28 protein-coding genes are annotated in these 22,065 nt (G+C 71.4%); 8 read left to right on the top strand and 20 right to left on the bottom strand.

Going from position 1 to position 22,065, the window contains the following annotated elements; genetic code table 11:
* Positions 1–82 precede the first annotated feature (82 nt).
* Entirely contained in the window at positions 83–709 is a 627-nt protein-coding gene (locus AYO52_RS07425) for a nucleosidase (protein ID WP_067715362.1), read from the bottom strand.
* A 91-nt stretch (positions 710–800) separates the two neighbouring features.
* On the opposite strand from AYO52_RS07425, the gene AYO52_RS07430 reads away from it, so the two are divergent.
* On the top strand, positions 801–1,466 hold the full coding sequence (locus AYO52_RS07430; RefSeq protein ID WP_067715364.1) for a hypothetical protein: 666 nt from the start codon (positions 801–803) through the stop codon (positions 1,464–1,466).
* A gap of 13 nt (positions 1,467–1,479) precedes the next feature.
* On the opposite strand, the gene thpR is transcribed toward AYO52_RS07430, so the two are convergent.
* The 6 genes from thpR to AYO52_RS07460 are packed head-to-tail and all read right to left on the bottom strand — an operon-like array spanning position 1,480 to position 5,390.
* On the bottom strand, positions 1,480–2,070 hold the full coding sequence (thpR, locus tag AYO52_RS07435) for an RNA 2',3'-cyclic phosphodiesterase (RefSeq protein WP_067715367.1): 591 nt from the start codon (positions 2,068–2,070) through the stop codon (positions 1,480–1,482).
* 19 nt (positions 2,071–2,089) lie between these two features.
* Entirely contained in the window at positions 2,090–2,515 is a 426-nt protein-coding gene (gene crcB, locus AYO52_RS07440; RefSeq protein ID WP_253701975.1) for a fluoride efflux transporter CrcB, read from the bottom strand.
* Positions 2,512–2,937: a CrcB family protein gene (locus AYO52_RS07445; protein ID WP_067715370.1), complete on the bottom strand. Its 426-nt coding sequence runs from the start codon at positions 2,935–2,937 to the stop codon at positions 2,512–2,514. Before AYO52_RS07445 ends, crcB begins: the two co-directional genes overlap by 4 nt.
* Positions 2,938–2,950: 13 nt before the next feature.
* Positions 2,951–3,802: a maleylpyruvate isomerase family mycothiol-dependent enzyme gene (locus AYO52_RS07450; protein ID WP_067715372.1), complete on the bottom strand. Its 852-nt coding sequence runs from the start codon at positions 3,800–3,802 to the stop codon at positions 2,951–2,953.
* Positions 3,799–4,656, bottom strand: coding sequence for a thioesterase family protein (locus AYO52_RS07455; protein ID WP_067715376.1), 858 nt, complete (start codon positions 4,654–4,656; stop codon positions 3,799–3,801). The genes AYO52_RS07450 and AYO52_RS07455 overlap by 4 nt, the downstream gene beginning before the upstream one ends.
* Positions 4,653–5,390: a TetR/AcrR family transcriptional regulator gene (locus AYO52_RS07460; protein ID WP_253701978.1), complete on the bottom strand. Its 738-nt coding sequence runs from the start codon at positions 5,388–5,390 to the stop codon at positions 4,653–4,655. The genes AYO52_RS07455 and AYO52_RS07460 overlap by 4 nt, the downstream gene beginning before the upstream one ends.
* Between AYO52_RS07460 and AYO52_RS18545 the strand changes: the two genes are divergently transcribed.
* Positions 5,362–5,553 carry a hypothetical protein gene (locus tag AYO52_RS18545; RefSeq protein ID WP_167492353.1) on the top strand — a complete coding sequence of 64 codons (192 nt, stop codon included), beginning with the start codon at positions 5,362–5,364 and terminating at the stop codon, positions 5,551–5,553. The genes AYO52_RS07460 and AYO52_RS18545 overlap by 29 nt on opposite strands.
* Before the next feature lie 287 nt (positions 5,554–5,840).
* On the opposite strand, the gene AYO52_RS07465 is transcribed toward AYO52_RS18545, so the two are convergent.
* Positions 5,841–6,185: an Lsr2 family protein gene (locus AYO52_RS07465; protein ID WP_067715382.1), complete on the bottom strand. Its 345-nt coding sequence runs from the start codon at positions 6,183–6,185 to the stop codon at positions 5,841–5,843.
* 142 nt (positions 6,186–6,327) lie between these two features.
* The gene (locus tag AYO52_RS07470; RefSeq protein WP_067715385.1) at positions 6,328–7,020 is read right to left on the bottom strand and encodes a sirohydrochlorin chelatase; all 693 of its coding nucleotides are present in this window, start codon (positions 7,018–7,020) and stop codon (positions 6,328–6,330) included.
* An 81-nt stretch (positions 7,021–7,101) separates the two neighbouring features.
* Between AYO52_RS07470 and AYO52_RS07475 the strand changes: the two genes are divergently transcribed.
* Complete coding sequence (locus AYO52_RS07475; RefSeq protein WP_067715389.1) at positions 7,102–7,887, top strand: 1-acyl-sn-glycerol-3-phosphate acyltransferase; 786 nt, start codon at positions 7,102–7,104, stop codon at positions 7,885–7,887.
* A 27-nt stretch (positions 7,888–7,914) separates the two neighbouring features.
* Here the strand turns inward: AYO52_RS07475 and AYO52_RS07480 are convergent, their stop codons facing one another.
* The 4 genes from AYO52_RS07480 to AYO52_RS07495 all read right to left on the bottom strand — a co-directional run bounded on the left by AYO52_RS07480 (position 7,915) and on the right by AYO52_RS07495 (position 11,523).
* Positions 7,915–8,781, bottom strand: coding sequence for an NAD(P)-dependent oxidoreductase (locus AYO52_RS07480; RefSeq protein ID WP_067715392.1), 867 nt, complete (start codon positions 8,779–8,781; stop codon positions 7,915–7,917).
* Positions 8,778–9,560 (bottom strand): phosphoadenylyl-sulfate reductase, encoded by a 783-nt coding sequence (locus AYO52_RS07485; RefSeq protein WP_067715394.1) that lies wholly within the window; start codon positions 9,558–9,560, stop codon positions 8,778–8,780. Before AYO52_RS07485 ends, AYO52_RS07480 begins: the two co-directional genes overlap by 4 nt.
* A complete protein-coding gene (locus tag AYO52_RS07490; protein ID WP_067715396.1) occupies positions 9,557–11,251 on the bottom strand; it encodes a nitrite/sulfite reductase in 1,695 nt (564 codons plus the stop codon). The genes AYO52_RS07485 and AYO52_RS07490 overlap by 4 nt, the downstream gene beginning before the upstream one ends.
* A 92-nt stretch (positions 11,252–11,343) precedes the next feature.
* Positions 11,344–11,523: a hypothetical protein gene (locus tag AYO52_RS07495; protein WP_143337720.1), complete on the bottom strand. Its 180-nt coding sequence runs from the start codon at positions 11,521–11,523 to the stop codon at positions 11,344–11,346.
* 237 nt (positions 11,524–11,760) lie between these two features.
* On the opposite strand from AYO52_RS07495, the gene AYO52_RS18550 reads away from it, so the two are divergent.
* Positions 11,761–11,910 (top strand): hypothetical protein, encoded by a 150-nt coding sequence (locus AYO52_RS18550; RefSeq protein WP_172812132.1) that lies wholly within the window; start codon positions 11,761–11,763, stop codon positions 11,908–11,910.
* A gap of 57 nt (positions 11,911–11,967) precedes the next feature.
* On the opposite strand, the gene AYO52_RS07500 is transcribed toward AYO52_RS18550, so the two are convergent.
* Positions 11,968–12,858 (bottom strand): patatin family protein, encoded by an 891-nt coding sequence (locus tag AYO52_RS07500; protein WP_227022125.1) that lies wholly within the window; start codon positions 12,856–12,858, stop codon positions 11,968–11,970.
* A gap of 55 nt (positions 12,859–12,913) precedes the next feature.
* Here AYO52_RS07500 and AYO52_RS07505 point away from each other — a divergent pair, with 55 nt between their 5' ends.
* Positions 12,914–14,383, top strand: coding sequence for a sodium:alanine symporter family protein (locus tag AYO52_RS07505; protein WP_067715503.1), 1,470 nt, complete (start codon positions 12,914–12,916; stop codon positions 14,381–14,383).
* On the top strand, positions 14,380–15,372 hold the full coding sequence (add, locus tag AYO52_RS07510; RefSeq protein ID WP_067715400.1) for an adenosine deaminase: 993 nt from the start codon (positions 14,380–14,382) through the stop codon (positions 15,370–15,372). The genes AYO52_RS07505 and add overlap by 4 nt, the downstream gene beginning before the upstream one ends.
* Positions 15,373–15,416: 44 nt before the next feature.
* On the opposite strand, the gene AYO52_RS07515 is transcribed toward add, so the two are convergent.
* Genes AYO52_RS07515 through AYO52_RS07525 form a run of 3 tightly spaced genes read right to left on the bottom strand, consistent with a single transcriptional unit; the run spans position 15,417 to position 18,481 of the window.
* Positions 15,417–15,812 carry a hypothetical protein gene (locus AYO52_RS07515; protein ID WP_216635315.1) on the bottom strand — a complete coding sequence of 132 codons (396 nt, stop codon included), beginning with the start codon at positions 15,810–15,812 and terminating at the stop codon, positions 15,417–15,419.
* 30 nt (positions 15,813–15,842) lie between these two features.
* Positions 15,843–16,853 (bottom strand): LLM class flavin-dependent oxidoreductase, encoded by a 1,011-nt coding sequence (locus AYO52_RS07520; RefSeq protein ID WP_067715402.1) that lies wholly within the window; start codon positions 16,851–16,853, stop codon positions 15,843–15,845.
* Positions 16,853–18,481, bottom strand: coding sequence for an AMP-binding protein (locus tag AYO52_RS07525; RefSeq protein ID WP_067715403.1), 1,629 nt, complete (start codon positions 18,479–18,481; stop codon positions 16,853–16,855). Before AYO52_RS07525 ends, AYO52_RS07520 begins: the two co-directional genes overlap by 1 nt.
* A 192-nt stretch (positions 18,482–18,673) precedes the next feature.
* On the opposite strand from AYO52_RS07525, the gene AYO52_RS07530 reads away from it, so the two are divergent.
* Positions 18,674–19,732 carry an NAD(P)-dependent alcohol dehydrogenase gene (locus tag AYO52_RS07530; protein ID WP_067715405.1) on the top strand — a complete coding sequence of 353 codons (1,059 nt, stop codon included), beginning with the start codon at positions 18,674–18,676 and terminating at the stop codon, positions 19,730–19,732.
* Between the two features lie 9 nt (positions 19,733–19,741).
* On the opposite strand, the gene AYO52_RS07535 is transcribed toward AYO52_RS07530, so the two are convergent.
* Genes AYO52_RS07535 through AYO52_RS07545 form a run of 3 tightly spaced genes read right to left on the bottom strand, consistent with a single transcriptional unit; the run spans position 19,742 to position 21,259 of the window.
* Entirely contained in the window at positions 19,742–19,969 is a 228-nt protein-coding gene (locus AYO52_RS07535; protein ID WP_007626596.1) for a hypothetical protein, read from the bottom strand.
* A gap of 7 nt (positions 19,970–19,976) precedes the next feature.
* Positions 19,977–20,954 (bottom strand): WXG100 family type VII secretion target, encoded by a 978-nt coding sequence (locus AYO52_RS07540; RefSeq protein ID WP_067715407.1) that lies wholly within the window; start codon positions 20,952–20,954, stop codon positions 19,977–19,979.
* Complete coding sequence (locus AYO52_RS07545) at positions 20,951–21,259, bottom strand: hypothetical protein (protein WP_067715410.1); 309 nt, start codon at positions 21,257–21,259, stop codon at positions 20,951–20,953. The genes AYO52_RS07540 and AYO52_RS07545 overlap by 4 nt, the downstream gene beginning before the upstream one ends.
* A 124-nt stretch (positions 21,260–21,383) precedes the next feature.
* Between AYO52_RS07545 and AYO52_RS07550 the strand changes: the two genes are divergently transcribed.
* Entirely contained in the window at positions 21,384–22,061 is a 678-nt protein-coding gene (locus tag AYO52_RS07550; RefSeq protein WP_253701980.1) for an HD domain-containing protein, read from the top strand.
* Positions 22,062–22,065 lie beyond the last annotated feature (4 nt).

A 22,065-nucleotide genomic window follows, 5' to 3' on the forward strand; every position in this document is an offset into this window, starting at 1 on the left:
CCCTCCGCCACCGACATCGAACCTACATTCGACAATACCCGCGCCGGCGCACTAGCACAAGGGTTCGATCACGTTCGATCATTCACCCCAACCTGTAACCCACCCACTGCGCCAGGATCCGCGCGCAGGCGTCGACGCCCTCGACCCACGTGGTGCCCGCGGACTCGTCGGCGGCATCCGAGACGTGCTTGACCAGCCGCGTGGGCACGCCCACCATCGCGCCCGCCGCGGCCACCGCATACCCCTCCATGTCCACCAGGTCGGCGATCCCGGCCAGGCGGTCCCGCACCGGGCCGCCCGCGACGAAACTGTCGCCGGTCGCGAGCAATGGCGCTGCCGATCCCCCGGGCCCCGACGGCGCGGCGGCGTGCTCGGGGGTCACCGCACGCAGGGCGGACAGCGCCAGCGGCGGGCCGTCGTGCCGGCCGGTGACGGCGTGCAGGGCGGGGTCGTCGAAGTCGTGCTGGAACACGGTCGCGATCTCGTGCGTGCCCTCCATGCCCGGGTGCAACCCGCCCGCGGTGCCCACGTTGACCAGCTCACGCGGCCGTGCCCCGCCACCGAGCGCGTGCGCGACGGCCACGGCCGCGCGCACCTTGCCGACGCCGGTGACGAGCACTGGGAAGTCGGTGACGAAGTGCCGTGCCTCCTGCTCCAGCGCGACGACGACGAGAGGGTGAGCCGGATCGACGGTCCCGATGAGTTCCACGCGCCATACGGTAGCCGTCGCGGGGCCCACCCGAGTCCGCCGCCGGGCCTACGGTGGAGTCGAACCACCCCGAGGGAAGAGGTCGTCCGCGATGTCCGTCCATGCCGCGCCCGTCACCACAGCACCCGTCACTACAGCGACCGCCGACCGGCGCCGCGCCCTGCTCGCCCTGCCCGCCGCGGCACTGCTCGCCGCCGCCGGCTGCTCGAACGGCACCGAGGACGCGCAGGCGCCCGAGACCGTCACGGCCACGGTCAGTGCCCCCGTCGAGGTCAGCTCCCCGGCCACCGAGCAACCCGCCGGCGACCGCCGGGACCAGGCCACCGACTTCGACCGCGCCAACTGCGACACCGAAGTCTCCGGGCAGGACGTCACCGGCGATGTCACCGTCCGCGACGGGCAGACGTGCGTACTGTCCGACCTCACCGTCACCGGCGACATCGACGTCCTCGGCGGCGGTCGACTCGAGGCGACCACCATCCGCGTCACCGGGGACATCGAGGCCGAGGGGCACGCCTTCGTCCTGGTATCCGGCGGCGAGGTAGCCGGGTCGATCGAGCTGGACCGCGGTGGCGAGGCGATCGTGGAGAACGTCCGCATCGGTGGCGACCTGGAGTCGGAGGAGAACACCGATTCGCAGCGGTTCGAGGGCAACACGATCGGCGGCGATCTCGAGTGCGAGGCCAACGCCCAGACCCCGACAGGTGGCGCGAACCAGGTCGGCGGCGGGCGCGAAGGCCAGTGCGCGATGCTCTGACCGGCTGCCCGATTCACCCCACGGGCGGGTCCCACCAGCGTCGCTCGCCCGCACCCAGCGGCAATCGGGCGACGACCTCGTGGCGGGCCCGGCCCCGCGGCCCCTCGCCGAGGAACGAGTCGACGAGTGCGATCTCGGAGACCTCCCACCGGCTGCTCGTGAAGGTGTCGAGCACCCGCAGCCAGGCGGTCGCATCGTCACGGCCGCCGAGCCGGGCGAGCGTGAGGTGGGGACGGAACCGGGCGCCGTCCGGGGCGCAGCCCGCCGCGTTGACGGCCGAACGGGCGCCCGCGGCGAGCGCGTGGAGCGGCCGCCCCTCGGGCTGGTCGATCCCCGCCCACAACACCTTGGCCCGCTCGACGGACGGGAACGCCCCCGCGCCGGCCAGGCGTAGCGTGAACGGCTCGTGCTTCCGGGCGACCGCCTCCACACGCTCGGTCAGCTCGTCGAGGCGCCAGTCGTCGACGTCGGGACAGAACGTCAGGGTGAGGTGCCACTGGGCGGGGTTGGTCCACGCCAGACCCGGCCGCGGTTCGAGGAACCGTTCCAGTTCCTCGCGAACCTCGTCGGGCGGCGCGACCGCGACGAACATCCGATGCCCCATCACTACACCGTGCCCATCACTACACAGTGGCCCACCACTCGCCCAGCCACAAGCCCGACGCGGCCGCGGCGATCGTCGCGGCCATCGTGCCCACCGCGTAGGCCAGCGCCATGACGACCCGCCCCTCGCGGCCGAGGCGGAGCGTGTCGTAGCTCGCGGTGGAGAACGTCGTGTACCCGCCGAGGAGACCTGTGCCGATCACGGAGACGGCCAGTGACCACCCCGGCTTCGCGGCGCCGGCGTAGAACCACCCCACGAGCAGGCCGAGGGCCAGTGAACCCGACACGTTGATGAGGAACGTCGCCAGCGGGAACGGGCGCCGCCAGCGCGACGACACCGCCACGTCCAGCACGTACCGCAGTGCCGCGCCGGCGCCCCCTCCCAGCGCGAGCCACCCGGCCAGGACGGCGTCGTCCCACGTCATGGGCACCACGGTGATGTTCACGAGGTCGCCCGCGCCCGGTCTTGTCGCCCCCGGGACGCCAGCACGATCCCGAGCATCGTCGCCACCGCGCCCAGCGCCAGCGTGGTGGCGCCGTAGAGGACGGCCACGGGGACATCGCCCCGGTCCATGAGCCTCGCGGCCTGCAGGGCGATGAGGGAGTAGGTGGTGAATCCCCCGCAAAAGCCGGTCCCGAGCAGTAGTCGCACACCTCGTCGTCGTTCCCGGCCGGGGCGAGCACCATCCCGGTCAGCACCGTCGGCGAGCCGGGTCGCCAGGTACCCGAGCGCGAACGCGCCCACCAGGTTCACGGCGAGGGTCGCCACCAGCGCCGGATCGGGGACCGCCAGTGACACCAAGACGCGCGCGTAGGTCCCGGCCGCGCCACCGAGCGCGACCAGTGCCACCGCGGCGGGGAACCTCACTGCGTCGGTCCGCTCACGTGGACAGTCCGGCCTCCAGGGCGGCGTCGAGGCCGTTGCGATCACCGGTGATCTCCAGGCCCGCGGCATCGGGGCCGACGCGGCCCCACAGCAGCAAGGCGAGCGTCTCCGGCGGCCCCGCCACCTCGACCACGCCCGTGGAGTCGGGGCCCGCACCGTCCGTACCGGGCAGCTCCCACTCCAGCGCGCCGAGGGCGCTCGCCCCGACCGGCTCGGCGCCCGCGGCGAGGCCCACCGCGGCCGGGCCCTCCGGGGCGTGGGGGACGCCGCGGAGGCGGATCGTCACCGCGAGCGGCGGGACGTGGGCGGCCATGTGCGGGCGCATGACGGTACAGAACTCGTCGACCGTGTCGACGGCGACGTCCTCCGGCACGGGCGTCGTCGCGGTGGCACCGTGCAGGGCGTTCTCGACGTCCCAGCGGTGGACGAGGGTCTCGTGGAGCTGGCGCCGCGGCCAGAAGTCGGCGCGGCCCGGGCCGGAGAAGGTCCAGACCAGGGCGTCGGGGGCCGTGTCGGTGAACGTCGCGATCATCTCGGCGGTGAGACCGGAGTACCAGTCGGCGAGCGCGGCGGCGCCCTCGGTCACCGGCGGCGCGGACTCCATGACCGCTCCCCTTCCCCCGGTCCGGGTGTCGGGCGTGGCCTCGCGGACCGTGGCGGCGCCCCACCAGTTGACCGCGCCCAGGTGGACCACCAGGTCGTGCACGGACCAGCCCGGGCACGAGGCCACCGGGGCGGTGACGTCCGCACCGGTCCCGAGCCCGTCCCCGGCCAGGGCGTACCGCACCAGCCCGACCTGCGCCTCGAGCGCGTCGAGCATCCTGGAGTAGGCGAGCCGGGAGGTCATACGCGGGTCGCCTCGTCGGACCCGGGGCGGTCGTTGCCGTCCGCCCGGCGGCGGGTGAAGTCGATCTGTCGCCCCGCGTTCGACACCGCCACCACGGTGCCGGTGCCGAAGATCCCGTCGCGGTCGAACAGCGAGGCGGTGCCCACGGCCACGCCGTCCGCGCTGACGTGCTCGTCGGCCTCGATCCCGATGTCCCCCGACCGGGGCAGCCGGGCCAGCGCCACGGTGAGGTCGGCGTTGATGAAGCCGATCCCCTCGTCGCCCCAGTGCGTCATGAGGCTCGTGGACTCGGACACGATCACGGCCCGCTGGAACGGGGAGGCCGGCTCGCCCTCCACCACGTCCAGCGGGTGGATCCAGAAGCGCTTCCGCTGGTCGTTCTGGTGCACGCCCATGTCGCGGTCCCACGAGGGGCCGGGCTGGCCGCTGCCGAAGAACACGTTGGTCCCCGGCCCGGTCTCCCCCGGATCCGCGTCGGCCGGCGCCGCGAGCTCCCGGCCGGACCGCCACACCGTCCCCGGTGGCTGTTCACCGCGGCGCAGCTGGACGAACGTGGCGCGGGCGACGGCCTTGCCCCCCTGGATCAGCCGCGCGTCGGCCACGCGGATGCGGTTGCCGCTGCGGATCTCCTCGGTCTGGACGACCAGGGGTTCGTTGCGCACCGGCGCGAACAGGTCCACCGTGAGGCGGGCGGGTTGGAACTCCTCGGCACCGAACTCGTGCTCGAGCGACCGGGCGGCCGCCACCACGACGGCCGGGCCGTTGACCATACTGTCCGACCAGGCGCTGCGGGCGTACCGGGTGGGCAGGTACGCCCCGCTGTCGTCCAGGGTGAAGAAGGCGCGTTCGCTCATCGGGCCACCCCGTCCGTGCCGGTGGCGCCGGCGTACGCGCCGAACCCGGCCGAGCCGCCCGCCGACCCCGCCGCCCACGACCGCAGGATCGCCGCGAGCTGCGTCTCGAAGTACTGCTCGGCGCTGGGCGAGGACCGCCACACACTCAGCTCCAGCGACACGACCCCGTGCAGCGACGCCCAGATCGCGGTGGCGGTCTCGTGCACGTCGGCCGACCGGAACACGCCCTCGTCGACGGCCGCGTCGACCACCTCGAGCAGCGGTTCGCGCCACAGCGCGTCGACGGCACTGTCCCCACCCCTGCCGTCCCCGGCCCCGGCGATCCCGGCTCGCGGCGACCGCACCGGCTCGCCCACGACCAGCCCGTACAGGCCCTGGTTCTCCAGTGCCCATCGCCGGTACGCGCGGCACAGCGACCGCATGTCGCCCTCGACGCTGTCGTGCCGCAGCGACTCGCGCAGGGCGGCCGCCAGTTGCCGGTCGGCCTCGTGCGCGACGGCCGCGAGCAGGCCGGACTTGCCGCCGAACATCGTGTAGATCGCCGTGGTGGAGGTGCCCTGGGAGGCGGCGAGCGGCCGCAGTCCCAGCGTCTCCGGCGCCGCGTCCCGGAGCCGTCGCGTGGCCTCGTCGAGGATCCCCCGGCGCAGCGCCTCGTCGTACTGAGCGTGGTGTGGGGCGCGGGTCGCGGCCTGGGTCGAGGCGCGGGTGGCCGCGCGCGGCGAGGAAGGGGTCACCCCGGCAGGGTACGACGACGACGACGACATCGGCGTCATAGCGGCGTGGCGTGTCGCGGCGGACGCCGTGATGCCGATGTCGTGGCACCGCCATCACGCCCGCGCCCCGCGCCGGGCCGGCGCCGCCGAGCACGCCGTGGCAACGGTGTCCCACCTGCTGTGACGGTGTTCCGATCCACGCATGGCTGCGCGCCGTCTTCGGTCCGTTCCGGACGCACGACCCGGCTGAACCAGGACAAGGGAATTCGGCGCCGGGCCGGGCAACTCGAGAGAGTCGGCGGGCCCCGAGCGGTCAGCGTGCGAAAAGGTCAGCGTGCGAAAAGAAAGGCCCGCAGCCCCTCGCGGGGACTGCGGGCCTTACCTTTGTGCGCGATTCCAGCTCGCCGCCTCGTCGAGTGGCGACAGGGTTAGTCCGCGTCCGGGTGTTGTTCGTACAGACCGGTGTCCGTATCAGTTGGCCGCGGCGTAGGCGTCCATGATGTCGGACGGAATTCGGCCGCGGTCGGAGACCTCGTAACCGTTGCTGCGGGCCCATTCGCGAATCGCCTTGGTATCGCCCGACGACGACGACTTGGCCGCGGCCCGGCGTGCAGGCTTGGCCTTGCCACTGGACGAGACACGATGGCCGTTCTCCACGTACGGAGCCATTACCTCGCGGAATTTCTCAGCATTCTCGTCGCTGAGGTCGATCGTGTATTCCTTACCGTCAAATGCGAACGTGATCGTATTGGCGTCGCTGCCGAGATCCGTTCCGTCGAGGTCGTCGATGTACTGCACCTGGAACTGCTGTGCCATGTGTTCTTCTCCCTTGGCCGACTCTGCTCTCTATATGAAGACATTATGCACAGGGAAGTCGACATACGCACACGTATGTTTTGGATAACGCTTCTCGACAATGTTTTCAGTGCTGAACTTTTCGGGGATATTCCACAGTTGTTCAGTGGCCGAAAGAGTCGGAATTCTCGCGATATCTCCGCACGATGAGATCGACGATCTCCGGGTGTGCGCCGAGTGGCGGAGAGACGATATCCCCGCCTGCCGCGGCCATTCGATCGGCGAAGAAACCGGGGGCGAGAAGGTGGGTCGCGACCGCCACCCGACGTCGCCCCCCGGTGCGGAACTGTTCGACCGCCTCGGCGACGGTCGGGACCGCCGCGGAGGCGAAACCCGAGGTCACCGGCACGCCCATGAGGTCGGAGAGCCTGTCGGCGAGCGCCCTCGTCTCCGCGATCGACGACGCGTTCTTACTCCCCGCCGCGCCCAGGACCACGGCGTCCGCGCCGAACGCGCCCACCGCGCCGGCCTCGGCGAGCCGCTGCATCAGCGCCCGCACGACCTCCGGTTCCGCACCGAGGTGCGGCGTCTGGACGACCGGGCCGGGGGCGTCGCGGCAGGCCTGCCCGACGTCGTGGGTGACGTGGTAACCGCGGGCAAGGAAGGCCGGGACCACGACCGTCGGTGCGCCGTCGGTGAGGATCCGGCCCGGGCCGGGTGACTGGACGTCCACCCAGGAGAGTCGGCAGTCCACGCCGGCCAGCTGCTTACGCGCTTCCAGCAGGACCCGACCCAGCACGCGGCGGCCGGCCGCCGCCCGGGTGCCGTGGGCGACCAGCAGGAGGCGGGGGCTCATGACGTCATCCCGGGAGCGTTCACCCTTCGAGCATGCCGCAATCCGGGTGCGGGGCGGCAGCTGCTCGGCGACACTGGGGGGATGAACGCAGGCGGCAGGCGGGGTGCGCGGCCAGAGGTGACCGTGGCCAACTGGGAGGCCGTGTACGACTTCTACGGCCCCGGTCGGCGGCGCGACGGCTTCACCCACCCGCTGCTGGCCCTCGTCGGGGCCGTTTATGCCCCCGAGCTGCGGATCGCGCCGGAGACCGTGTCCGAGCTGGACCGTCTCCACGACGCCGGGGTGGGGATCGTCGTCGCCGCCAACCACCCGTCCAAGCACGACCCGTTCGTCCTGGCCTCGGGCGTGTTCGACAAGCGGGTCCGGTTCCTGTCGAGCGGCACCGGCCTGACCAAGGACCCGCTCTTCCGGGGCCCGCTGCGCCCGGTCTTCGAGTACACGGGGACGGTCCCGGTGTTCCGGGCCAAGAACTACCAGGGCACGGCTCGCGAGGTGCACGACGCGGCGGCGGCCCGGCTCATCGGTCTCTGCGTGGATCGTCTCACCTCGGGCGGCGTGGTCCTGACTTTCGTCGAGGGGACCAACTCCTCGGCCGACGACCTCCGCACGCTCCGTCTCGACTCGGTCAAGAAGGGGGTGGGCCAGATGGTCCGCGGTGTCCGCGAGGGGGGCGGCCGGGTGGCGGTCCTACCGGTCGGGATCGTCTACCACGGGCGGGAGCACGCCAGGACACCTCCGCGACGCCCCGTGCTGGCCGCGGGCCGGCCCATCGTGTGGGAGGACCCGGGGGCCCCGCCGGCGATCGACGAGGTGCGAAGCGCGGTGCGGGACGGCATCGACGACGCCCTCACCGCCGCCTGGGGCTAGACGGCCGCCCTGCCCGGACTGCCCTGCTCAGACCACGCCGGGGACGACCTCGAACTCCACCCCGACGGCGTCGAGTTCGCGGGCCCGCGCGGCCAGGCTGGCCGCCGCCGCGATCCGCACGACCCCGTGTCCCGCGGCGAACCGCGTCGCCACCAGTTCGGCGACGCGGGCGGCGGGCAGGCCGGGTCCGGTCTCGAGCACCTCGACGTCGTCGTCGAGTTCCGTCAGCAGCGCGGCGTCGGCCGCGCCGTCGGTGACCAGGACGTCCGCGGCGTGGACGAGGCGTCGGGCGCGCACGGTGAGCAGGTCACCGTCGCCGGAGCCACCCACGAGCGCGACCCACCCGGTGGCCGGGCGGCGCCGGGCGCGGAGGCCGGCCGGCGCGGTGGCCAGCGAGCGCGCCACGTGGCGTCCCACGCGCACCGACCGCCGGGGGTCGCCGGAGTCGACCGCGATGCGCACGAGGCCGGCGGGCGTCGCGACGGCCGTCCGCGCGGGTACCCGCGCCGAGCCGAGCCCGGCGTCCCCCGCGGTGACACACCAGATGCGGCGCTGCTCGCACAGGGCGGCGATCTCCGCGTCGACAAGGGGGTCGCCGGTGGCGACGTGCACCATCCAGGGACTGTCCAGGTCGGATGGGGTGAACGACCTGGTGACGACGACGAGGTGGTCGGATGCCCGCTCCGCGAGGTCGGCCATGGCCGGGTCGACGCGCGGGGCCACCACGCGCAGGACCGCGCCGGCCTCGAGGAAGGTCTCCGCCCGGCGGGCCGAGACGGGCCCGGCACCGACGAGCAGCACCTCGCGACCGGCGAGGCCGACGGTGAGCGGGAGCCCGTCCAGCGCCGGCGTCGGTGCCGGGCCGGCGGGCGGCGCCGAGAGCGCACTGGTCACAGGTGGATGCCGCACTCGGTCTTGGACGATCCCGCCCAGCGGCCCGAGCGGGGATCCGCTCCGGCCTCGACACGGCGGGTGCACGGCTCGCAGCCGATCGACGGGTAGCCGTCGTCGAGCAGCGGGTTGAGCAGGCAGCCGTGCTCGGCCGCGTAGTCGTGGACACGCTCGAGGGTCCACGCGACCAGCGGGTTGATCTTGACCATGGAGTGCTTCTCGTCCCACTCGACCATGGCCGCGCCGGCCCGGTGGTCGGTGTCCACGCGGCGCAGGCCGGTGATCCAGGCCTCGTAGCCGGACAGGGCGGCGTCCAGCGGCTCCACCTTGCGCAGGCGGCAGCACAGCTCGGGGTCGGTCTCGAAGGGGCGCGGGCCGAGGGCGGCCTCGTGCTCTTCGCGGGTCGCCGGGCTGCGGACGTCCACCACGTTGAGGCCGGGCGTGGCCGCGAGCGCGTCGCGGACGCCGACGGTCTCGGAGAAGTGGTAGCTCGTGTCGAGGAACAGCACGTCCACGCCGGGGGCGTGGGGTGCGGTCATCTCCGGCACGACCGTGTTGGCCATGGAGCAGGCCACCGCGAGCGCGTCACCGAAGGTCTCGCCCGCCCAGGCCAGGACCTCGGCGGGGTCGATCTCGGAGTGGTTGCCGTAGAGGCCGCGGTCGTCGAAGCGACGGCCGGCCTCCTCGGCGATCGCCTTGAGCTCGGAGGTGGTGCGCTTCCGGCCGGGGCCGGGGGTGAGGACCGTGCTGCGGGGCAGCAGGTCCAGAGCTACAGCCGTCATACGAGGGCCTCCTCATCCACCCGGTGCGCCCACTCGGCGAAGGTCTCGCCGCCGGCACCGGTGTCCATGTACTTGCGGATCACGCGCTCGACGTAGTTGGGCAGCTCTGCCGACGGCACGCGGAGGCCGCGGACCGTGCGCCCGAGCCCACCCGACTCCTGGTCCTGGGAGGCCAGCCCGCCACCCAGGTGGACCTGGAATCCGGGGGTGTCGCCGTCGAGCAGCTGGCCCTTGAGCCCGATGTCGGCGGTCTGGATCCGGGCGCAACTGTTGGGGCAGCCGTTGAGGTGGATCGACAGCGGCGTGCGCAGGGGCGCGTCGTCGGCGAAGCGCCGCTCCAGCTCGTCGACCAGCGCGGTGGCCGTGTCCTTGGTGTCGACAAAGGCGAGCTTGCAGAACTCGATGCCGGTGCACGCCATGGTGGCGCGGCGGAACGAACTCGGGCGGGCGTACATGCCGATCTCGGCCAGTCCGTCGACCAGCTGGTCGACCTTGTCCGGCTCGACGTCCAGCACGAGCAGCTTCTGGTGCGGGGTGAAGCGGACGCGCTTCGATCCCGCCGCCTCGGCGAGGTCGGCGACCTGCGCCAGCTTCTCGCCGCCCACGCGGCCGACGGTCGGGGCGGCGCCCACGTAGTAGCGGCCGTCCTTCTGCTCGAAGACGCCCACGTGGTCACCCGAGCCGACACCGCGGCGGGGTGCCGGGCCGTCCGGCAGCTCGCGGCCCAGGTACTCGTCCTGCATGACCTGGCGGAACTTCTCGGCGCCCCAGTCCTTGATGAGGAACTTGAGCCGGGCGCGCGTGCGCATGCGGCGGTAGCCGTAGTCGCGGAAGATGCCCACGACGGCGGCCCAGACCTCGGCGGCCTCCTCCTGGCGGACGAACACGCCGATGCGGGTCGCGAGCTGCGGGTTCGTGGACAGGCCGCCGCCCACCCACAGGTCGTAACCGGGTCCGAGCTCGGGATGCTCGACGCCCACCAGCGAGATGTCGTTGATCTCGTGGACCACGTCCAGGCTCGGGTGGCCGGTGATGGCGGACTTGAACTTGCGCGGGAGGTTGGAGAACTCGGGGGTGCCGATGTACTTGGCCTTGATCTCGGCGATCACCGGGGTGGGGTCGAGGATCTCGTTCTCGGCGACGCCCGCCACTGGGCTGCCGAGGATGACGCGCGGGCAGTCGCCGCAGGCCTCGACGGTGTCGATCCCCACGTCCTCGAGCCGCTGCCAGACGGTGGGGACGTCCTCGATGGCGATCCAGTGGTATTGGATGTTCTGCCGGTCGGAGATGTCGGCGGTGCCGCGGGCGAAGTCGGTCGAGATCCCCGCGAGTACGCGCAGCTGGTCGGTGGTGACCGCGCCGCCGTCGGTACGGACGCGCATCATGAAGTACTCGTCCTGCAGCTCGTCGGCCTCCAGCTTGGAGGTGCGGGAGCCGTCGAGGCCCTGCCTACGCTGGGTGTACAGGCCCCACCAGCGCATACGGCCGGAGAGGTCGTCCGACGGGATCGAGGCGAAGCCCTCCTTGGAGTACGTGTCCAGGATCCGCTGGCGCACGTTGAGCGCGTCGTCGGTGAGCTTGAACTCCTCGTTGTGGTTCAGCGTCAGCTTGCCGTCGATCTTCCACTGCCCCTGCGGCTTGGGCGCCCGCGCGGGACGAGCAGGGCGGGGGGCGGCTGCAGTATCGGTCATGCCCGCGACAATAGTCAGAACAGACTGGTCTGTCTATCCAGGGTGACCTAACCGACCCCCGCCCGCCCGTCGTCACTCAGGTGACGTCGAGTTCAGGCCCCCGGCAAGGTCGAGCCGAGATCCCCGGCGATGCCGAACAGGGTCCCCCAGAGGATCTGGACGATGTGGAACGGGAGGAACGTCGCCGAATCCACGAGGGTCGAGCCGGACTCCTGTACGAGACTGCCGGCCGCCGCCATCGACGACCCGGCGAGCTCTACGAGACTTCCCATGATGCACTCCTTCCGGAGCTGATCTGACGACCCATCCCTGTGGTGGATCCGCACCCCAGACGCCCCGCCGTCAGCCTAGGCATTTCCTCATAAAGTGGGAACCGTGCAGCATAACGGTTAGGCAATTAGTTAAGGAGCGGAAAGTTCACGATTCGGCGGTGGCGTCGGCCCCGCGACCGACCGTACTGTCTGAGACATAGCCCACAGCTGGTGGGTACCACATCGAAAGGACACACCATGTTCTCTGATTTCTGGGCAGGACTTGCAGCGGGCTCGGCCGAGCTCATCCCCGCGCCGTTCGGTTCGGCGGCCATCGACGGCCTGCTGCGCCTCCCGGCCTACGTACTCGGCACCCTCAGTGGTGGCGCGGAGCTGTTCGGCTCCTGATCTGATTCGACACGCCCCGGTGGTCCGCCACCGGGGCGTGTCGCGATTTCGGAAGCTTTACATCCCGCAGAAGTCGAGCCAGGTGTCGACCTCACGCCTGGCCTGCTCCCGCCCGAGGACATACGCCTCGGCGAGACGGTCGACGCGCCGCTCGTAGCTGCGGATCATCACCCGGTGCGGGCGGAAGACCAGTGCTTCGCCCGACTCCTCCAACGCCTCGATCTCGTCGAGGGTCTCGTTGTAGAGGGCCCAGCGGTGCATCAGCGCCTCCCCCACCGCCGGGAACCGGCGGAAGTAGGAGCGGTAGAACGGCGTCAGCCGCCGTGGCGGGATCTTCCGATACCCGTGCGGCTGGGTGAGCACCACCAGGAACTTGTCGTACCCCGCGTCGCGAGCCGCCGACAGCGGGATCCCGCCGTCGTGGCCCAGCGCCCCGTCGACGTAGTACTCGCCGTCGATGAGCACGGGCGGCATCCACACCGGCATCGTCGACGACGACCGGACCATCCTCATGAGGTCGCTCATCGACGTGATGTCGTCCTCGCCCCAGAAGACGGTCTCTCCGTCGGAGCAGCGGAACGTCCCGATCCGCGCCTCGGTACCGCTGGCGTCGAACGTCTCGAAGTCGTACGGGAGCACCTCGTCCGGCAGTCCGGCCTGCTCGTAGATGTACTCGGCGTTGAACAGACCCTTGCCGCGGGCGAAGCTTCGCCAGTCGCCGAAGTTCGGGTCCGCCGCCATCTCCACGAAACTCTTGCGGGCCCGGACCGCGTCGCGTGACACGTAGTTCGCCAGGTGGGAGGCACCCGCCGAGATCCCCGCGACCAACCCGGTGTGGATGCCCGCCTCGATCAACGTCTCCACGACTCCGGCGGTGTGCACCGCCCGCATACCGCCGCCCTCGAAGAGCAGGGCGACGTCCGGGGCGGTCGGTGCGAAGTCGGTCACGACTCCCAGGGTAGGTCGGATCGCCTCCGCGGCCGTGATCCGATACCGTCACCGTGTGAGCGCTGTCACCGACTTCATCGTGTCCATCAACGACGTCTACTGGTACGCGGTGATCGCGCTACTCGTCGTCGCCGGTCTCTACTTCTCCGTCACCACCCTCATCGTCCAGATCCGGATGTTCCCGGAGATGATCAGGGCGATCTTCGAGAAGCCGTCGGACATCGAGGAGGACAAGAAGGGCATCTCCGCCTTCCGGGCCTTCACCATCTCCGCCGCCTCCCGCGTGGGTACCGGGAACGTCGCCGGCGTCGCGATCGCGATCACGGTCGGCGGGCCGGGCGCGGTGTTCTGGATGTGGCTCCTCGCCATCATCGGCGGCGCCACCGCGTTCGTCGAGTCCACCCTGGCGCAGCTGTACAAGGTCAAGGGCAAGGACTCCTACGTGGGCGGGCCCGCCTATTACATCCGCGACGGGCTGGGCTGGAAGCCGCTGGCCATCGCCTTCGCCGTGATCATCACCGTCACCTACGGGTTCGTGTTCAACGCCGTCCAGGCCAACTCGATCGCGCAGTCCGTCCGCAACCAGTTCTCCCTCGAGGGCTTCACCCCGGGCCTGATCATCGGCATCGCCCTCGCCCTCCTCGTGGGCGCCGTAATCTTCGGTGGCGTCCGCCGGTTGTCCGCGGTCACCGAGATCCTGGTCCCCGTGATGGCCGTGGCATACATCGTCGTCGCCCTCGTCGTCGTCGCCCTCAACATCACCGAGGTCCCGGGGATGATCTCCCTCATCGTCGGCCACGCGCTCGGGCTCCGCGAGGTCGCCGGCGCCGCGGTCGGCGCGGCCATCATGCAGGGCATGCGCCGCGGACTGTTCTCCAACGAGGCCGGCATGGGCTCGGTGCCCAACGCCGCCGCCACCGCATCGGTCTCCCACCCCGTCAAGCAGGGCCTCGTCCAGGCGCTCGGCGTCTACTTCGACACCATCATCGTGTGTTCGGCCACCGCCTTCATCATCCTGCTGACCAACCCGGAGTTCGGCGGTGACCGCGAGGGCATCACGCTCACCCAGGACTCGCTGGCCGCCTCGGTCGGCGACTGGGGCGTCCCCTTCCTCATGGTCGTCATCTTCTTCCTCGCGTTCTCCTCCATCCTGGGCAACTCGTACTACGGCGAGGCCAACATCACCTTCCTGCGCGGCAACCCCGCCGCACTGCGTACCTTCCGCATCCTCGTGGTGCTCGCCGTCCTCGGTGGCAGCCTGGGCTCGGTCGACCTCATCTGGAACCTCGCCGACCTGTTCATGGGCGTCATGGCCACCATCAACCTCATCGCGATCATCCCGCTCGGCGGTCTCGCGGTGGCGCTCCTCCAGCACTACCTGCAGCAGCGGGCCAAGGGCCACAACCCGGTGTTCCACCGCGACGACCTTCCCAAGGCGCGGAACGTCTCCTCGTGGGACGGCACCGACCCCATGACCCACCAGCACGTCGCCGACGATGCCCGCGAGGTCAAGGCCGAGAAATGACCCCCCGCACGAGCGCCCGCGACCGCTTCACCGCGCTACCCAAGGCGCACCTGCACGTGCACCTCGAGGCAGCGATGCGAGAGGCCACCCTGAGGCAGTGGTGCGCGGAGGACGGCATCGAGGTGCCGCCCCTCGTGGAATATGCGGACTTCACCGCGTTCCTCGGCGCGTACGGCCTGCTCATCGATCTGCTCCACACCCCGGAGCGGGTCGGACGGCTACTGGACGAGGTGGTCGCCGACGCCGCCGCGCAGGGTGTGGTGGCGCTGGAGTTCGCGTCGATCCCCGAGAAGGCGGTGGCGTTCGGCTCCGCGGAGGAGGCGCTCGAGTTCATCCTCCCGGCCGCGTCCGACGCCGGGCGCCGTCACGGCGTGTGGACCGGGTCCATCGTGAGCATCGACCGCGGCGCCGGCCGCGAGCACGCACTGGAGGCCGCCCGGCTGGCCGCGCGGTTCGGCGACCGCGGCGTGGTCGCGGTGGGTCTGGTCGCCGACGAGCGCGGTAACCCCGTGGCCGACGCGGCCGGGGCGTTCGCGATCGCCCGCGACGCCGGGCTCGGGGTGGTGCCCCATGCCGGCGAACTGGCCGGCCCGGACGAGGTGCGCTCCGCGATCGAGCTGGGCGTGGACCGGATCCAGCACGGCGTCCGCGCGGTGGAGGACCCCCGGGTGCTGGAGCTGCTGGCCGAGCGCGGGACCTGCCTCGACGTGTGCCCCACCTCGAACGTCGTGCTGGACGTGTACCCCTCGCTGGAGGAGCACCCGCTGCCGCGGCTGCTCGAGGCCGGGGTGCGCTGCTCACTCGGCGCCGACGACCCGCTGCTGTTCGGCGTGGACGTAGTCGACGAGTACGTGGCCGCCCACGAACGGATGGGCGTGTCGGTGGCGCGGCTGGTCGGGGTGGCGCGGGCGTCGATCGAGGCGTCGTTCGCGCCGGACGACGTCAAGCGGGACGCGCTCGCCCGGATCGAGGCCTGGCGCCTCGACTGAGCGCGGGGCGCGCCCCGGGGCGGGGTCAGGCACCCGCCTCGGGGTCAGGCGCCGCGGCGGATGCTGTCGGCGGCGAGGATCATCGGCACCTGGAGCGGGAGCCGGCCCCACGCGATCACCTGATACGGCCACACGGGCTTGCGACGCCAGGCGCGGACCATCTGCAGGTTTCCCGGGAAGACGCCGATGAACAGTGCGGTCGCGACCGCGCCGCCCAGCCTCCGGGTGGCGGGCGCGGCCAGCAGCCCGGCGACCGCCACCTCCACGACGCCCGAGCCGTAGGTCCACGCGCGCCGACTGCCCGGCAGCTCCGGCGGGATGAGTCCGTCGAACGGCCGGGGCGCCACGAAGTGCAGCGCCCCCATCGTGCCGAGGGCGGCGGGCATGGCCCAGTAGCGGACGGTCTGAGAAAGGGGGCCGCGGGTGGTCGCGTTGCTCATTCGCCCGAGACTACGGGGGCGGCGGGCCCCTCACCGGACCTCGGGTAGGACCCGCTCGCCGAGCAGGCGGAGCGACTCCCAGCCCGCCTCGACCGGGATCCCCCCGCACAGCGGGTGGGTGGTGATGAGTCCCAGATCGCCGTCACGCACGAGTCGTACCAGCTGGTCGGGGGTCGCCACCACGTAGACACCCTCGTCGCGCAGTTCGTCGACGGTGCGGGCGTCGGAGTGCACGAAGGAGTTGCGGGTGCCGCCGGCGTCGCCGGCGCCGGTCTGCCAGGCGCGGTACCCGAGGGCGTCGGCGAGGAGGTGGTGGCCGTACCGCGCCCAGAACTGGTCGGGGTCCTCGGCGCAGAACACCGTCGCGGGGCCGGGAACGGGTTCGACGACGAGGCCGGGCCGATGCCCGTGGGCGAGGCATTCCGCCCGGTACAGCGCGGTGAGCTCGGGATCGTCGACCTGCGGCTGGAAGTGCATGCCGAGTCGCCCGGCCCGCCGGGCGGCCGCCCTGCCACCGCCGAGGAAGATGAGGGGGTGGGGGCCGGAGAACGGCCGCGGGGTGGGCGAGGACCGCGGGGAGCCGTCCGCCGGGTCGTCTCCGACCGGCTCGCCCCGCCAGGCGGCCAGAATGGTCTCCAGCTGGGCGTCGAGACGAGCGCCCCGGGTTCTCCACTCGCGTGAGTGCAGCGCGTACTCGACCGGGCGGTAGCCGAGCCCGAAGGTGAAGCTGACCCGGCCCGAGGCGAGGTGGTCGAGGACCGAGATGTCCTCGGCGAGACGGACCGGGTCGTACAGCGGCGCGATGAGCGCCCACAGCGTGATGGGGACGCGGCTGGTCACGGCCGCGACCGCCGACGCCGCGATGAGCGGGGACGGCAGATAGCCGTCCTCCGAGGCGTGGTGTTCGGAGAGGTTGACGGCGTCGTGGCCGGTCTCCTCGGCGTAGCGGGCCATGTCGAGGGCCGCGCGGTAGCGGTCCCGGCGCTCCTCCGGCCCGGCGCCCGGCGCGCGGAAGTCGAACCGCGTGACGACGTAGACCACTACACCCGCGCCCCGGCCAGCTCGGTGTACGCGGTGCCCCGCTCGTCGCGCTCCCACCAGGTGTCCGCCGGCGCGGCGCCTGCCCCGGTGCCGTCCGCGCCGGCGGCCCCCACGCCCTGCCTGACGAGCTCCCGCTTGAGGATCTTGTTGGTCGCCGTGGTGGGCAGGTCCACGGAGATCCGGACCCAGCGCGGCCATGCCTTGGGCGACAGGTCCGGCTGCGAGGCGAGGAACTGCTCGAACGCGGCCGGCTCCAACTCCGAGTCGTGGCGGGGGACGATCGCCGCGGCGAGCTGGTCACCCACCCCGCGCGGATCGGGCAGACCGTAGACGGCGACCCGCGAGACCGCCGGGTTGCGCAGCAGGATCTCCTCGACGATGCCGGTGGCCATGTTCTCGCCGTCGACGCGCAGCCAGTCCCCGCTGCGCCCGGCCAGGTAGACGAAGCCGTCCGCGTCGCGGTAGGCCAGATCGCCCGACCAGTACATCCCGTCCCTCATGCGGTCGGAGGTCGACGTGTCGTCGTTGTAGTAGCCGGCGAAGAACCCCGCCCCCTCGGTGTTGACGAGTTCGCCCACACACTCGTCGAGGTTGGTCACGGCGCCGTCGTCGTCGAACACCGCGCGGGGACACTCCTGACCGGTCGCGGGGTCATACACGGCGACCCCCGGGAACGGTTCCCCGATCGACGCCAGCGGCGAGTTCTCGGTCCGCACGATGATCACCGCGAGTTCGGTGGAGCCGTAGGCGTCGCGGACCTCGCACCCGAACCGCTGCGCGAAGGCGGGGATGTCCTTGGCCGCGGCCTCGTTGCCGAACGCGGCGCGGAGCGTGGTCTGGGCGTCGTCGGGGCGGGCCGGGGTGTCGAGGATGTAGGCCAGCGGCTTGCCCACGTAGTTCATGTACGTCACGCCGTAGCGACGGATGTCGTCCCCGAACCGGGTCGCACTGAACCGGCGGGCCAGCGCCATGGTGGCGCCCGCCGCGATCGCCGGGGAGAAGCCGCTCATGATGGCGTTCGAGTGGAACAACGGCATGGACAGGTACAGCACGTCCTCGGAGGTCAGTCCGAACGACGGCGCGAGGTTCTCCCCGGACATCGTCACCGTGAAGTTGCCGACCTGCACCGCCTTCGGATCACCCGACGTGCCCGAGGTGAAGATGAGCATGAACGGGTCCATGGCCTCCACAGGCGGCGGGTCCTGGGGGGCGGACGACGACGCCACCAGCGCCGCCCACTCGTCGGAGTCGGTGTCGATCACGCTGACCTCACCCAGATCGAGGCCGTCCAGCAGCGGCTTGAGTTCGCAGTCCGTGAGGATGACCTGGCACTCGGACTTGCGGATGTCGCGGGCCAGCCCCTCCCCCCGGCGGGTGGCGTTGAGGCCGACCGTGACGTATCCGCCGAGCGCGCCGGCCGCCAACGCGTAGAGCATCTCCGGGGTGTTCTCCAGGAGCGTGGCCACGTGGAGCGGCCGCGCGGGATCCAACATCCCCGTGACGGCGCCGGCCCGGGCGTCGGCGCCCGCCAGGTAGTCACGCCAGGTGATCGAGGTGTCGTCGTAGCGGATCGCGACGGAATCGGAGTCGGCGTGGCGGCGGAGTTGCTCACGGACGGTGTCGGCCATGTGGGAATTCCTTCACAGGAAGCGGTGTGATCTGGATCATAACCACGGCGCTGACATGCGTTAGGGAATCGCGGACGGGAACCGCCCCGGCACTCGGTTTTCTGCAGCGGAACGCGCGCGCCTCTACTGTGGCGAGCACTCCGACTGGACAGTTCGCACCACGAATCCGACTCGATCAACGGGAGACCACACATGGACGTCGCCGCCGTCGCAGCCACCGCACCGGACGCACCCCTGGAGAAGACCACGATCCGGCGTCGGGACACCGGCCCGGACGACGTGCTCATCGAGATCGAGTACGCCGGCATCTGTCACTCCGACATCCACCACGTGCGCGGCGAGTGGGGGAAGACCACCTACCCCGTGGCGCCCGGGCACGAGATCGTCGGCATTGTCCGCGAGGTCGGTTCCGAGGTCACCCGGCACGCGGTGGGCGACCGCGTGGGCGTCGGGTGCCTGGTCGGCGCCTGCCACGAGTGCGCCTCCTGCCAGGCCGGCCAGGAACAGGAGTGTGAGCGCGGGTCGGTCGCGACCTACGGCTCCCCGCTGCCCGAGGGCGACCCCGAGGGCCCGGTGACGAACGGCGGCTACTCGACCCACATCGTGGTCGAGGAGCCCATGGTGGTGTCCGTACCGGACGGGCTCGACCCGGCCGCGGCGGCGCCGCTGCTGTGCGCGGGGATCACCATGTTCTCGCCGCTGAAGCAGTGGAATGTCGGCCCGGGCACAAAGGTCGCGGTGATCGGCATGGGCGGACTCGGACACGTCGGGGTGAAGCTCGCGGTGGCGATGGGTGCCGAGGTGACGGTCCTGTCGCAGACCACCTCCAAGCGGGACGACTCGCTGAAGTACGGCGCCGTGGAGCACTACGCGACCGCCGGAGACGAGGGCAAGGCCACCCTCCGGGAGCTCCGCGGCACCTTCGACGTCATCCTCAACACCGTCTCCGCGAGCCTGCCGATGGACCGGTTCCTCGCCACGCTCAAGCCGCGCGGGGCGCTGGTCAACATCGGCATCCCGACCGAGCCGATGTCGGTGCGGGCAGGGTCCGTCGCCGCTGGGCGCAGGATCCTGACCGGATCCATGATCGGGGGGATCCCGGAGACCCAGGAGATGCTCGACTTCTGCGCCGAGCACGGGATCACGGCCGACATCGAGCTCATCTCGGCAGACAAGATCAACGAGGCGTACGACCGTGTTGTGAGCTCGGACGTCCGGTACCGGTTCGTGATCGACGCCAAGACGTTCTAGGGGTGAGCGTCAGGTTTCACCGGTGAACCACATCCAGATGAATGTCGCCACGAATCCCACCGTCGAGAGGATGAGGACGGTCCGGCTGTAGTGATCCTCCCAGGCCATCTGGATGAACCGCCGCTTGAACTCTTCCCACTTGCCGTCCCAGAATCCGGGTTCCGGTTCCAGGGCGGGGTGTTCGTAGGGGTGCGGGTCGCGTTCCGACGGGTCGTCCCATCTCTGCCCATACCTCATGGTCGTGTCACCTCTCTGCCGTGTGGGCCCGGTACCGGTCGTGAGCCATATCGCCCGCCTGCTGTCCCAGGTACGTCCCGACGGCCGCACCGATGCCGGCGCCGATGAACGTGCCGAGGGGACCGAACATCGTTCCTGCGACGGCGCCGGCTGCGGCGCCTCCGAGCGCGCCGCCACCCAGAGCCCCGAGGGTCTCCGCGACGGCCTCGCCGGTCGACGTCTTCCCCTGGGCGTGGGCCTTCACGCCGTCGTACACCGTAAGCCCGCCACCGACCGGACCGGCGACCCTACCGAGTCCCCGCAGTCCTGTCGCCGCGGCTCTGCCGAAGTCGTCAGGGGCCGGGTTGAGCATGTGCTTCCCCCGCGTCAGTGGATCGAGTTCATCGGCGACGTCCGGATAGCCCCGAGACGCGGCCCCAGTCATCGCGTCCACACCGCGACCGGGCCACGGGTCGTCCGGGCCCGGGATCGGCGACCGGTCGACCTCAGGTGGGATCGCGGCGTGCAGCCGGGCGGCGATCCCGTCTATCTGGCGCCCGTAGTGATCATCGAGGGAGCGCACGGTGTCGACCGCGGAGCTGATCGCCTCCGCATGCTCATCTACCGTCGATTGATCGATGTCGTCGCGACCAGACAACGGACGCACCGACGATTCGCCCACCTGCAGTCCGGCTGCCTCGGCATCGGCGATCCGATCTCGAACCGTCTGAACTGCCGGCCCCAGCGCAGCGTGCGAGTTCCGGAGAGCATCAGCCAGATCCTCTAGTCCGTCAGCCAGCGTGCTGACGTGCGACTTCTCACGTTCCACGGTGTCGAGAACGGCGTCAGCGGCCTCCCCGTCCCAGCCATCATCCAGCTCCACCGCACCGTCGACCAGGTCCCTCCGGATGCCCTCCGCCACCGAGCCCCGCCGCCCGACCTCGCCGCCGGCGCCCGCCACTGCGGACACGTCCCAACGACGAATGTCGCCGACTGTCCAGCTCACCGCCGGGCCACCGCTGCGAGGAGAGCCGCGAAGTCCTCATCCTCGGCCTCGAGGAACCGGTGCGCCTCGGCAGCGAAGTCGGCCAGGCCCCCGAGCCGACCCGCGATTCTCGAGGCGCACACCGCGGCAGCACCGCACGCCCGGTCCACCGCCTGCTCGATCGCCGACCCGCCCGGAAGACCGCCGCCCAGACGTGCCGTGACCTCGGGAAATGTCACCTCCGCGGCCGCCTCCCCGCAGTCGCGGAACACCGAGACCGCGCTCGCGATCTTCCCGGCATCCGCCCTGATCGTCCCGTCGGGCACGAGCCCTCCTCGTCGTCGTTCCGGTCTACTACCGGGACGCCCCCGTGGCGTCCTCACCATGTACGACGCGCGCCCCACGCCGATCGGTTCCCCCGTGTCGTACCCGTGGTGTGTACTCGGGAGTGTGGAAGGGACACCGGTCACCGCCGGTTCCACCCACGACCCGGCGGCGTCGCCCGGCGTCGGGACCTCTCCCCTCGAGGAGTGCACCATGTCGCTCACCTGGACCCCCACCCTCGACCGCGCGCTCGCGGTCGCCGCCCGTTGCCACGCCGGCCAGACCCGCAAGGACGACCCGACGCCCTACATCGCCCACCCGGTCGCGGTGGCGCTGATCGTCTCGGACTTCACCTCCGACGAGGACGTGGCGGTCGCGGCGCTGCTGCACGACGTCCTGGAGGACGTGCCGCCAACGGTGTACTCGGCCGACGACATGACCGCCGAGTTCGGCGAGCGGGTCACGGAACTCGTCCGCGGCGTGTCGGAGGAGAAGACCGCCGGTGTCCAGACCCCGCCGTGGCGGGTGCGCAAGGAGGGCTACCTCGCGCGACTGGCCGAGGACTCCCACGAGTGCCTGCTCATCTCGGCCGCCGACAAGATTCACAACCTGCGCTCGATGGTCACCGCGCACGAGCGGCTGGGCGGTGACATGTGGGGCCTGTTCAACGCCGGGCCGGAGGAGAAACTGTGGTTCTACCGCGCGATCGCCGACGCCGTCGCCGAACGGCTCGGTGACTGCACCGCCTCGCGAGAACTCCGCCGGGCGGTCGACGACGTGGCCGCCCTCGCACCGGTGGGATGACGCC

Source organism: Dietzia sp. 111N12-1, from assembly GCF_001658045.1.
In the GTDB taxonomy this organism is placed as follows: Bacteria; Actinomycetota; Actinomycetes; order Mycobacteriales; family Mycobacteriaceae; genus Dietzia; species Dietzia kunjamensis.